Origin of the sequence: uncultured Cedecea sp. (assembly GCF_947498825.1) — a bacterium.
In the GTDB taxonomy this organism is placed as follows: domain Bacteria; phylum Pseudomonadota; class Gammaproteobacteria; order Enterobacterales; family Enterobacteriaceae; genus JGM124.
This window is the reverse complement of the sequence record NZ_CANMLV010000026.1, coordinates 1-12,637: the sequence shown is the minus strand read 5'-3', so window position 1 is coordinate 12,637 and position 12,637 is coordinate 1. Positions and strand designations below refer to the sequence as shown.

The 12,637-nt window shown below is 48.8% G+C and carries 7 protein-coding genes; 5 read left to right on the top strand and 2 right to left on the bottom strand.

Annotated elements, in window-relative coordinates; genetic code table 11:
* Positions 1 to 473: 473 nt before the first annotated feature.
* Genes Q1A40_RS19960 through narI form a run of 4 tightly spaced genes read left to right on the top strand, consistent with a single transcriptional unit; the run spans position 474 to position 7,130 of the window.
* Positions 474 to 4,220, top strand: a complete 3,747-nt coding sequence (locus tag Q1A40_RS19960) for a nitrate reductase subunit alpha (protein ID WP_300004353.1) — start codon at positions 474 to 476, stop codon at positions 4,218 to 4,220.
* Positions 4,217 to 5,752: a nitrate reductase subunit beta gene (gene narH, locus Q1A40_RS19955; RefSeq protein ID WP_300004350.1), complete on the top strand. Its 1,536-nt coding sequence runs from the start codon at positions 4,217 to 4,219 to the stop codon at positions 5,750 to 5,752. The genes Q1A40_RS19960 and narH overlap by 4 nt, the downstream gene beginning before the upstream one ends.
* Positions 5,749 to 6,450: a nitrate reductase molybdenum cofactor assembly chaperone gene (narJ, locus tag Q1A40_RS19950; protein WP_300004347.1), complete on the top strand. Its 702-nt coding sequence runs from the start codon at positions 5,749 to 5,751 to the stop codon at positions 6,448 to 6,450. Before narH ends, narJ begins: the two co-directional genes overlap by 4 nt.
* 2 nt (positions 6,451 to 6,452) lie before the next feature.
* Positions 6,453 to 7,130 (top strand): respiratory nitrate reductase subunit gamma, encoded by a 678-nt coding sequence (narI, locus tag Q1A40_RS19945; RefSeq protein WP_300004344.1) that lies wholly within the window; start codon positions 6,453 to 6,455, stop codon positions 7,128 to 7,130.
* Positions 7,131 to 7,360: 230 nt separating this feature from the next.
* Here narI and Q1A40_RS19940 read toward each other — a convergent pair whose 3' ends face one another.
* Both Q1A40_RS19940 and Q1A40_RS19935 read right to left on the bottom strand, forming a co-directional pair.
* Positions 7,361 to 8,500, bottom strand: coding sequence for a glycoside hydrolase family 105 protein (locus Q1A40_RS19940; protein ID WP_300004341.1), 1,140 nt, complete (start codon positions 8,498 to 8,500; stop codon positions 7,361 to 7,363).
* Between the two features lie 4 nt (positions 8,501 to 8,504).
* Positions 8,505 to 10,088 (bottom strand): MFS transporter, encoded by a 1,584-nt coding sequence (locus Q1A40_RS19935; protein ID WP_300004338.1) that lies wholly within the window; start codon positions 10,086 to 10,088, stop codon positions 8,505 to 8,507.
* 629 nt (positions 10,089 to 10,717) lie between these two features.
* Between Q1A40_RS19935 and Q1A40_RS19930 the strand changes: the two genes are divergently transcribed.
* Positions 10,718 to 12,499 (top strand): autotransporter domain-containing protein, encoded by a 1,782-nt coding sequence (locus tag Q1A40_RS19930; RefSeq protein WP_300004492.1) that lies wholly within the window; start codon positions 10,718 to 10,720, stop codon positions 12,497 to 12,499.
* Positions 12,500 to 12,637 lie beyond the last annotated feature (138 nt).

The following is a 12,637-nucleotide window of genomic DNA, read 5'->3' as shown; positions in this document are numbered from 1 at the left end:
CAAAGAAGGAAAAAACGTGGTTTTTCCTTCTTTGTGGTAAGCCGCCGAAAATCAATAAATTGATTTTCCTTGTTTTTATTAGGCGGTCTTTATTTATTCAGAGTTAACTTAAGGTTTTTCATCATTCCCGGTGCGGCTCAGGCCGCACTTTTTTATCTTAAAATTCCCTGTATGAATGGCTGCACCATTCACTTCCTCTTCTCCGCTGAGACTTACCCCTTAATAACTGACAGCCTCAATCGCCATCACCACAATCAGGTATTTATTATAAAAAACATATTATTTTCAATTGATTGAGAGAGGTTAGCCTATTGATACTTTAGTGGTATATATCCCACGACCGCCTCAATCATCCCTTTCACAGTTGATCGTTATCAATTATCCACGCAATGAGTCGGGATATCGTGCAAATCAAATAAGCAATGTCGTATTTATAAGATAGAGCCTCCAGGCTCCACATCAGGAGAACACCGATGAGCAAGTTTCTTGACCGGTTTCGTTACTTTAAACAGAAAGGTGAAACTTTTGCCGATGGACATGGCCAGCAGCTCGATACCAATCGTGACTGGGAAGAAGGCTATCGCCAGCGCTGGCAGCATGACAAAATTGTCCGTTCCACACATGGCGTAAACTGCACGGGCTCCTGTAGCTGGAAGATCTATGTTAAAAGCGGCCTGGTGACTTGGGAAACTCAGCAGACCGACTACCCTCGCACGCGTCCGGATATGCCCAACCATGAACCACGTGGCTGCCCGCGTGGTGCAAGCTATTCCTGGTATCTGTATAGCGCCAACCGCCTGAAATACCCTTTAATGCGTAAACGCCTGATCAAACTGTGGCGCGAGGCGAAAACAAGGCACGCGGATCCAGTGGATGCCTGGGCTTCCATCATCAACGATCCCGAGCAGGCAAAAAGTTATAAACAAGCGCGTGGTCGCGGCGGATTTGTCCGTTCAAGCTGGCAGGAAGTGAATGAGCTGATTGCCGCGGCAAACGTCTTCACCGCCAAAACTTTTGGCCCTGACCGTATCGCTGGCTTCTCACCTATTCCGGCCATGTCGATGGTCTCTTACGCTTCTGGCGCGCGTTATCTGTCTCTGATAGGCGGGACCTGTCTGAGTTTCTACGACTGGTATTGCGACTTACCTCCTGCATCTCCCATGACTTGGGGTGAGCAAACCGACGTACCGGAGTCCGCAGACTGGTATAACTCCAGCTATATCATTGCCTGGGGTTCTAACGTTCCGCAAACACGTACTCCTGACGCCCACTTCTTCACAGAAGTACGCTACAAAGGCACCAAAACCGTTGCTGTCACGCCAGATTATGCCGAAATAGCCAAACTCTGCGATCAGTGGCTGGCACCTAAGCAAGGTACTGATGCCGCGATGGCGCTGGCGATGGGCCATGTGATGTTACGTGAGTTCCATCTCGATAAACCGAGCCAGTACTTTACCGATTACGTGCGTCGCTATACCGACATGCCGATGCTGGTAATGCTGGAAGAACGTGACGGATTCTATGCTGCAGGGCGCATGTTGCGTGCCTCTGATCTGATTGACGGTCTGGGCCAGGAAAATAATCCGCAGTGGAAAACTGTCGCTATCGATAGCCAGAATGGTGAGTTACTGGCACCTAATGGTTCGATTGGTTATCGCTGGGGTGAAAAAGGCAAATGGAATCTCGAGCAACGTGATGGCACCAGCGGTGAAGAAGCTGAACTACGTTTAAGCTTGCTGGGCAATCATGATGATGTCGCAGATGTCGGCTTCCCTTACTTTGGTGGTGAAAGTTCAGAGCACTTCAATAACGTGAAACTCGACAACGTGTTGATGCATAAACTGCCAGTGAAACGTATTTCTCTGGCGGACGGAAGTTCTGCGCTAGTCACTACCGTTTATGACCTGACGCTTGCAAACTACGGCCTGGATCGTGGTCTGAACGACGAAAACTGCGCCACAAGTTATGACGATGTCAAAGCCTATTCCCCGGCATGGGCTGAAAAAATTACCGGTGTTTCACGTCAGAACATCATCCGTATCGCCCGTGAATTTGCCGATAACGCCAATAAAACCCACGGCCGTTCGATGATTATCGTCGGTGCAGGGCTGAACCACTGGTTCCACATGGACAGCAACTACCGTGGTCTGATCAATATGCTGGTGTTCTGTGGCTGTATTGGTCAAAGCGGAGGCGGCTGGGCCCACTATGTTGGCCAGGAAAAACTGCGCCCACAAACGGGCTGGACCCCGCTGGCATTCGCCCTCGACTGGCAGCGTCCGCCGCGCCATATGAACAGTACCTCATTCTTCTATAACCATTCCAGCCAGTGGCGCTATGAATCACTGAAGGCTGAGGAGTTGCTGTCCCCCCTGGCGGATAAATCCCGCTACAGTGGCAACCTGATTGATTTTAACGTGCGGGCTGAACGTATGGGTTGGCTGCCGTCATCGCCTCAGCTTAATACCAACCCACTGACCATTGCGAAACAGGCAGAAGCGGCCGGTATGAGCCCGGCGGACTACACCGCTCAACAGCTGAAAAGTGGCGAGATCCGTTTTGCCGCTGAGCAGCCAGATGCGGGTAACAACCATCCACGCAATCTGTTCGTCTGGCGCTCCAACCTGCTGGGTTCTTCCGGTAAAGGCCATGAGTACATGCTCAAATATCTGCTGGGTACTGAGAACGGTATTCAGGGGAAAGATTTGGGCCAAGAAGGCAGCGTGATGCCGGAAGAGGTCGAATGGGTCGATAACGGACTGGATGGCAAACTGGATCTGGTCGTCACCCTGGACTTCCGCCTGTCGAGTACCTGTCTGTACTCCGATATTGTGCTGCCAACCGCTACCTGGTATGAAAAGGACGATATGAATACTTCGGATATGCATCCGTTTATTCACCCTCTTTCTGCTGCCGTGGATCCAGCCTGGGAGTCAAAAAGCGACTGGGAAATTTATAAAGGCATTGCCAAAAAATTCTCTGAAGTTTGTGTCGGACATTTAGGTAAAGAAACCGACCTCGTGACTTTACCTGTCCAGCATGACTCTGCCGCGGAGCTGGCGCAGCCACTGGGTGTGGTGGACTGGAAAAAAGGTGAATGCGACCTGATCCCGGGTAAAACGGCGCCACATTTGGTAGCGGTTGAACGTGATTATCCGGCCACTTATGAGCGCTTTACGTCGGTTGGTCCATTGATGGATACCTTGGGTAACGGTGGCAAAGGGATTGCCTGGAATACCCAGAAAGAGATGGATCTACTGCGCAAACTCAATTACACCAAAGCCGAAGGTCCGGCCAAAGGCCAGCCGATGATCAACTCAGCGATTGATGCCGCAGAAGTGATCCTGACCCTGGCACCCGAAACTAACGGCCAGGTAGCTGTGAAAGCCTGGGCTGCTCTGAGTGAGTTTACCGGACGCGACCATACCCACCTGGCGATTAACAAAGAAGAGGAGAAGATCCGCTTCCGCGATATTCAGGCCCAGCCGCGCAAAATCATCTCCAGTCCGACCTGGTCCGGCCTTGAAGATGAGCACGTTTCTTATAGTGCCGGTTATACCAACGTTCATGAACTGATCCCATGGCGCACCCTGTCAGGCCGCCAGCAGCTTTATCAGGATCATCAGTGGATGCGTGATTTTGGTGAAAGCCTGCTGGTCTATCGTCCACCGATTGATACGCGTTCGGTACGAGGCGTGATGAATAAGAAGTCCAACGGCAACCCTGAGAAAGCGCTGAACTTCCTGACCCCGCACCAGAAATGGGGCATTCACTCTACCTACAGCGATAACTTGCTGATGCTGACCCTGTCACGCGGCGGTCCGATTGTCTGGATGAGTGAAATCGACGCCAAAGATCTGGGCATCGAAGATAACGACTGGATTGAAGTATTCAACAATAATGGCGCCCTGACAGCACGCGCGGTAGTAAGCCAGCGAGTTCCTGAGGGTATGACAATGATGTACCACGCCCAGGAACGCATCGTGAATATACCGGGCTCAGAAATAACTGGCCAGCGTGGTGGTATTCATAACTCAGTGACCCGTATTAGCCCGAAACCGACCCATATGATCGGAGGCTATGCCCAGCTGGCATACGGCTTTAACTACTATGGCACAGTCGGTTCCAACCGCGATGAGTTCGTTGTTGTGCGTAAAATGAAAAATATTGACTGGCTGGATGGTGAAGGCAATGACCAGAAACAGGAGAGCGTAAAATGAAAATTCGTTCACAAGTCGGCATGGTGCTGAATCTTGATAAATGCATCGGCTGTCACACCTGTTCTGTGACTTGCAAAAACGTCTGGACCAGCCGTGAAGGTATGGAATACGCGTGGTTTAACAACGTCGAAAGTAAACCGGGTACCGGTTATCCCGCTGACTGGGAAAATCAGGAGCAATGGAAAGGTGGCTGGGTACGTAAAATCAATGGCAAGTTACAACCGCGCATGGGTAACAAGGCCACGCTATTAGGCAAAATCTTCGCCAACCCACATTTGCCGGGGATTGATGACTATTACGAGCCTTTTGATTTTGACTACCAGCATCTGCACAACGCACCGGAAGGAAAGCATCAGCCTATTGCCCGCCCGCGTTCACTGATTACCGGACAACGGATGGACAAAATCACCACCGGCCCTAACTGGGAAGAAATTCTTGGCGGTGAGTTTGAGAAACGCGCCAAAGATCAGAACTTCCAGAATATGCAGAAGGCGATGTACGGCCAGTTTGAAAATACCTTCATGATGTATATGCCACGCTTATGTGAACACTGCCTGAATCCGGCCTGTGTCGCAACCTGCCCGAGCGGCGCTATCTATAAGCGTGAAGAAGACGGCATTGTACTGATTGATCAGGATAAATGCCGCGGCTGGCGGATGTGTATCACCGGTTGCCCGTACAAAAAAATCTACTTTAACTGGAAAAGTGGTAAGTCAGAGAAGTGTATTTTCTGCTATCCGCGTATCGAAGCCGGAATGCCAACCGTTTGTTCCGAAACTTGTGTCGGCCGTATTCGTTATCTCGGTGTGTTGTTGTATGACGCGGATGCTATCGAACAGGCTGCCAGCACTGAGAATGAAAAAGATCTCTACGAACGTCAGTTAAGTATTTTCCTTAATCCAAACGATCCGGCGGTTATCGAACAGGCGCTGAAAGATGGCGTGCCACAGAGTGTTATCGATGCGGCGCAGCAGTCTCCGGTCTACAAGATGGCTATGGACTGGAAACTCGCCCTGCCACTGCATCCGGAATACCGCACCCTACCGATGGTCTGGTACGTGCCGCCGTTGTCGCCGATTCAGTCTGCCGCTGACGCAGGTGAATTACCCCATACCGGTATTTTGCCGGATGTAGAAAGTCTGCGTATTCCGGTGGAATATCTGGCGAACTTGCTGACCGCTGGTGATACCGCTCCGGTATTACGCGCACTTAAACGCATGATGGCTATGCGCCACTATAAACGTGCTGAAACCGTAGAAGGGATTAATGATACTCGCGCCCTGGAAGAGGTTGGCTTAACTGAAGCTCAGGCACAAGAGATGTATCGCTATCTGGCAATTGCCAACTACGAAGATCGTTTTGTGGTGCCGTCCAGCCATCGTGAGCTCGCAGCAGACGCTTTCCCTGAGCGTAATGGCTGTGGTTTCAGCTTTGGGGATGGTTGCCATGGTTCAGACAGTAAATTCAATCTGTTCAATAGTAAGCGTATTGATGCGATTGATGTGTCCAGTAAAACGGAGACACGTTCATGATTGAACTTCTGGTTATTTCCCGTGTGCTTGAGTATCCGGATGCTGCCCTGTGGCAGCATCAGCAGGAACTTCATGAGGCGTTGGTTGAAGGTGAAGCACTGACCTTACAACAGGCCGCTCAGCTGAATCAGTTTATTGCTGACTTATGCCGTCAGGATCTGCTTGATGCCCAGGCAAGCTACAGCGAACTCTTCGACAGAGGGCGTGCCACATCACTATTGCTTTTTGAACATGTGCATGGCGAGTCTCGTGACCGTGGCCAGGCCATGGTCAATCTGATGGGCCAGTACCAGCAGGCAGGCATGGAGATCGATAGTCGTGAACTGCCAGACTATCTGCCGCTGTATCTGGAATATCTTTCTCAGCGAGACGAGTCAGAAGCCCGTGATGGTTTACAAGATATTGCGCCAATTCTGGCATTACTTGCAGCACGCCTGAAGCAACGTGAAAGCGGTTATGCAGTGCTGTTTGATGTGCTGCTTAGCCTGTCACAAAGCAATGTTGCTGTTGAGAGTGTGAGCGAGCAAATCGCCGGTGAAGCCCGGGACGATACCCTTCAAGCTCTCGATGCGGTCTGGGAAGAAGAACAAGTGAAATTTATTGCCGAGGCGGGTTGTGGAGAGTCTGAAATTAGCCAGCATCAGCGCCGTTTTGCCGGGGCCGTTGCGCCGCAATACCTGAATATTGGGGGACAATAATCATGCAATTTCTTAACGTGTTCTTCTACGACATTTATCCGTATCTCTGCGGCACCGTGTTCCTGATAGGAAGCTGGTTGCGTTACGATTACGGACAATACACATGGCGAGCAGGTTCCAGCCAGATGCTGGATCGCAAAGGCATGAATCTGGCTTCGAATCTGTTCCATATCGGTATTCTGGGGATTTTTTTCGGACACTTCTTTGGCATGCTGACACCACACTGGGTGTACGAGCCGTTTCTGGCTGTCGAAACAAAACAGAAACTGGCCATGATTGCCGGGGGGATCTGTGGCGTGATGACGCTCGTGGGCGGTTTGTTACTGCTTAAACGCCGCCTGTTCAATCCCCGGATCCGGGCAACTTCCTCCACGGCGGACATTCTGATCCTCAGCCTGCTGATGATTCAGTGTGCTTTAGGTTTACTGACCATACCCTTCTCAGCTCAGCATATGGACGGTAGCGAGATGATGAAACTGGTGGCCTGGGCACAAACCGTGGTGACCTTCCGTGGTGATGCCTCTCAGCATCTCGACGGTGTGGCATTTATCTTCCGCGTGCATTTGGTGCTGGGTATGACCCTGTTCCTGCTGTTCCCGTTCACCCGTCTGGTGCACGTCTGGAGCGCACCGGTGGAATATCTGACCCGCAAATATCAGCTGGTTCGTACACGCCGCTAAGCTGAATGATTGATGTAAAAATACCTGGCGAAAGCCAGGTATCAGATTGCTGACAAAGAAGGAAAAAACGTGGTTTTTCCTTCTTTGTGTTATCAGCCGAAAATCAATGAATTGATTTTCCTGTTTATTTTCATAAATAAGCGCTGAGAATTAGATATCACTTTAGCTTTGTCATCAGTCTCATACCTGGCGAAAGCCAGGTATTTTCTTGGTTCAGATAGCCTCTGTATTCAGAAGTATTTCCGCAGATACTCCGTTAAGCACAGGATAGCCATCGCCTGGCCATAGGGCATAGAGGTCAGTGGGATTTGACGATAAAACTCCAGATTACTGCCCATGCCGGTGCCAAATGAAGTTTGTAGCAACTCACCTTCCGGCGAGATATTTTTCACAATGCCCCGGATTGCTTTTTCCGCTACCTCAGCGTACTCAGCCTTCACATAACGCCTGCGTACCGCTTTCAGAATACCGTAGGCAAATCCAGCCGTGGCAGATGCCTCAAGATAAGAATTCGGATCGTCGAGCAACGTATGCCAGAGACCGCTACTATCCTGACATTGTGCCAGAGCTGAAATCTGGGCATTTAATACCTGAACGAGATAACGGCGTACGGCATTATTTTCAGGTAAATCGACTAACTCAAGAAAATCCGGGATCACAATGGTTAACCAGCTATTGCCGCGCGCCCATCGGGCATTCGCAAAGTTATGGTGTCCATCGTAGTTCCAGCCGTGAAACCACAAGCCTGTTTCTCTGTCCATCAGGTTTTGTATATGCAGTAGAAACTGATATACCGCTTCTTCAACATATTCAGATTTATTCAGCAACTTACCAATTTTTGCCAGCGGCAATACCGTCATCATCAGCGTATCGTCCCACATCTGCTGATGGTTTTCTTCTGCCAAAGTGATGTGCTGCATGCCGCCATGGTCAGTACGCGGCATTTCGTTCATCGCCCATTCCGCCCAGTTTTCTAACCAGGGTAACCATGCCGGATTTTTTGTCTCTTCATACCGGTATGCCAGAGTCAGAAACGGTGACATAGTATTCACATTTTTAGTGGTTGCACCTTCTGCGAATCGGTTGGTAAACCAGCTATCAATAATATCGCGCATCGCCTTATCGCCGGTCTGGCAGTAATACTGCCAGATACCATAAAGACCTACGCCATGCGTCCATTCCCAGCCCGCCCATCCTTTGGTATCAATGATGCGCCCGTCATCCAGTCGCAGTAAAAACTCACCCGTCGTATCCTGAATATTGACCAGGTTATGTGTCACTTTCTGGATTAATGCTTTCAATTCATCCCGGGTGATAAAATGCTCTGGCTGACGTAATAGCGGACTCTGTCTGACAGGCCAAACTTTCATAATGTTAACCTCTGTTATATGTCGAATTGAGTACCGCACTGTCCTTCAACAAAGGTGCTGCGGGTTTATTGCGATTCAGATAACCGATATTGTTATTACCCCACAATGATTCGTAAGGCATACCGGCAAGCATTTCTACCGTCGCACGGGCCTGCGGTGTTGCTGTTTCTGGCATAGCACGACCCGACTCACGCATTTTTGCCGTTTCTTCACGTAATACACTGTGTGTTTGTAAATTCAGTTTAAAACGCAGAGAAACCAGGAAACCGCACAGCAGAACAGCAAGAGTGCCCACGCTCAGAATCACCAGTATGGTGTCGCTGACTTCAGCAGACTGAACTTTCTGACCGCTCACAAAGCCGGACATTTGCATGATAATCCCCACCAACATTATCGCTCCCGCCTGAGAGGCCTTACGTGTCAGGGTCATAATGCCCGCAAAGATCCCTTCACGACGCTGGCCGGTAATAACTTCATCCACGTCAGCAATATAGGTATAGGTATTCCACGGAACATAGTTGATGCCCCCACGTCCCAGACCCGCGACTGCAGAGATCAGCAGTAACAATGAGTAGATATCACTCAGACCCGCGTAATACAGCAGGGCATAAGAAAGAGAAGCCAGACCAAATAACACCACAACAACACGGTAGGATGGTGCAGCCCCGAAACGGATACAGAGTGGGATCATGGCTATCACTGCAATAAACTGGAAGATGGCCATTGTGCCCAGCAAATTAGATGCCACAGAGGCTTCCTGCATCAAAACGAAAACGACGTAATAGGTGAAGACAGCGTTAAAAACATCCTGCGCAATATATCCACCAAGATACATTCCCAGATGCTGACGGAAAATTTTAATACGCAGAGTCGAACTTAATTCGACAAACAAACGGGTAATGCTCTGCCGTAGAGAGAGTTGTTTCTTTTCTTCTTCTGCACGCAACGCGGCTTCACTCCACTCCTCACGCGGACGTTCCCAGGTAAAGAACCAGACAAAAATCAGCATCACCGCACACAGTATGGAGAAAACTAAACTGGCGTAGAAAAAGGAGATAGCATTGTCTTTCCCAAAATGGGTGAGCAAGACCCCAGGCAGGAATGAAGCGAGGATCGCCGACATTTGTGCCATAGAAATACGGGCGCCCGAGAATTTGGTTTTCTGTTTGAAATCATCCGTCATTTCCGGTACCAGCGTCTCATACGGCACCAGAATCATGGTATAGACAATATCAAATACCAGGTAGGTCAACAGGTAATACCAAAAATTCATATCCCCTACCCACATCAGGGAATAACTGAATACACAGGGAATACCAAGCAAAATAAAGAACTTTCGACGACCAAAACGTTTACCAAGCCAGGTTGTACCAAAATTATCCGTCATAAAGCCCATTAACGGACTAATAACCGCATCCAGTACCCTTGCCGCGGCAAAGATAAAGGTTGCTTCTATCGGGGTAAGTCCACAAAAAGTCGTGTAAAAATATAAAAGCCAGGCTGCTGTAAGGGCGGTAGTTCCCGCCCCCAGGAAGTCACCTGACCCATAAGCCAGATAATTTGCTAAGCCAATTTTACGTGTTTTCATTGCCACCAACCTTAATCAATTTTAGGGAACTCCCTGTAAGCAAAGATCATTCAGGAGTGGATACGCAGCTACAGTAAAAGCATCAAACGCTTGATACCTTTCTATTTCTGCCACCCAAAAGGGGTAAATGGCAAAAATTCAAAGAGTCTCCTTATGCTTGTCACTAATTTATAAAATAACGTTTCTTTTAAATAAAAACGATGGGTCAATTTAATTGTCACAATGACAGATAAAGAAAATTTTTAAAAAGAAATTAATTCCACATAGTTATTTTGTGGATTTATACCCAAAATAATTCGAGTGACTTGTAGACGCGCCTCACGCCCGCAATTCCCAGAAAACTTGAAGTACGACGGGATATTAATAACCGAATAAAATGACTTTCTGTAATCCTGTCAGTACAACTCAGGAACAGACAGCTATTTTGCTGGCTTACTCAGGAGGAAATGTTCTATTTGAATACGTATTACCGTGGTATTGCGGTCAAAAAAGATATTGCGCTTTCAAACTGAGTGTTTATTTCAGGATCCTAAAAGACGTGACAGTTATCCTTTCACAGGAAGCAAAAGTCGTTTAGATCAGGTTATTACCATCAACCATTCGGTCGTCATGTTTGCAGACGATTTGCAATTCACAGACAAAGTCCATCTCAAACCTCCTGTCAGACAGGAAAATATGACGCTGGCGAGTTAAAAGACCTGCTGACAAAGTACGATATGAAAGTGACATCGACCCATATTCAACTGAACGACTTCGAAAATGAGTTACCCGAACTTATCGCTTACAACAAAACCATTGGTAATGATGTGCTTGTATTGCCTTATTTAAATGCAGACGTTCGCCCAACAGATGCTGCTGGTTGGGCTGCATTAGGAACAAAACTGAAGGGGATATCAGAGCAACTCAAAGCCGAAGGACTGACTCTTGCTTATCACAATCATAATGATGAATTAGAGCGCTTTGGTGACAAGTACGCGCTTGAGATTTTGCTTGATGCTGCAGGCCCGGATGTAAAAAGCGAGCTTGATCTGGCGTGGGTGACGCGTGCGGGTGCCGACCCTGTCGAAGTTCTCAAACGGCTACACGGTCGCATCTATGCCGTTCATGCAAAAGACAATATCGAAGGATTAGTTGGGACGGGTATGGACGGCTACAATACGCTTCCTGAAAGTGGCTTTGCCGATGTCGGATCCGGTGTCATGGACTGGGAAGCAATCATTCCGGCAGTCTATGCGTCTGGTGCTGAACTCTACTTGATTGAACACGATAATCCGAATGATGCCGCTCAGACCATCGCTAACAGCATGAAGTTTTTGAAAGAAAACGTTCATCTGCGCCCTGACTTCCGCATTGCTGCGACCAACTCAAACCAGAAAGCAGTAGCCGAAGTTATCAACGATATGGCGCCATTGAGCGATGTTTACAGTGCAACATATCTGGCAAATGATGGCGTTTCTTCTGCATTAGAACAACTGACAGGATCAAGCAATGCTTCAGTGCAATCAATTCTGGTTCAGGATACACAGCTTTTCCGTAGTGCGATCACTAATCGTCTTCGTAACGCTTCAGAGCTGAAGACACCGACAGAGACACAAAATAACGCATTCTGGATGACGGGGCTGGGTTCTAAAGGCTCCTACAGTCATGGCCTTGACAGAAATGTCGGGGGGTTATTGATGGGGGCTGATGCAACAGTATTTGATACATGGACTGTCGGTTTGAGCGGTGGATATAGCCGTACCAAGTTTGACGAATCATATTCATCAGGAAAAAGTCATGACTATCATGTCGGCATCTATGGTGGAACCAAAATAAACGCGCTGTCTTTCCGCTCAGGTTTTGGCTATACCAGACATAGCATTGAGACAGACCGTAGCGTGAATATTGCGGCGATGGGCGATTCGTCGCTATACAATACACTCTCCTCAGATCGTAATGGAAATACTTATCAAGTTTTCGGTGAATTAGGCTACACGATTGGTACCGATCAGCTGAGCATCGAACCCTATGCAGGCCTTGCTCATGTCTGGTCTAAAACAAACAGTTTCTCAGAAACAGGAGGGGCTGCTGCGCTCACGTCAAACGGCACCTCTATGGATACGACCTTCTCCACTTTAGGTTTCAATGCACAGACGGCGTTTGACCTTGCTGGCGTACCCTCCGTTGCTCGCGCCGGACTGGGCTGGCATCATGCCTTTGGTGATATCACTCCGTCCACCAGCCAGCGCTTTGCCTCCGGTGACTCATTCACCGTGACCGGCGCCGCAGTAGCTAAAAATGTGGGGATGATGGAAGCCGGTATCGATTTTAATCTTACCTCAAGCGCTGTGCTTGGCATTTCGTATATTGGTCAGCTAGGGTCGGGTGTGCATGAAAATTCTGCGAACACCCGTTTAACCATTAATTTCTGATAAATACTGTCACAAGGGTACGGTTTTATTCTCCATCCGGCGTTCCCCATCAACGTGGGGAGCACATCGAGTAGGAGGCAGGATCACTCCTGCCGTCCTCTCACACCACCGTACGTACGGTTCCGTATACGGCGGTTC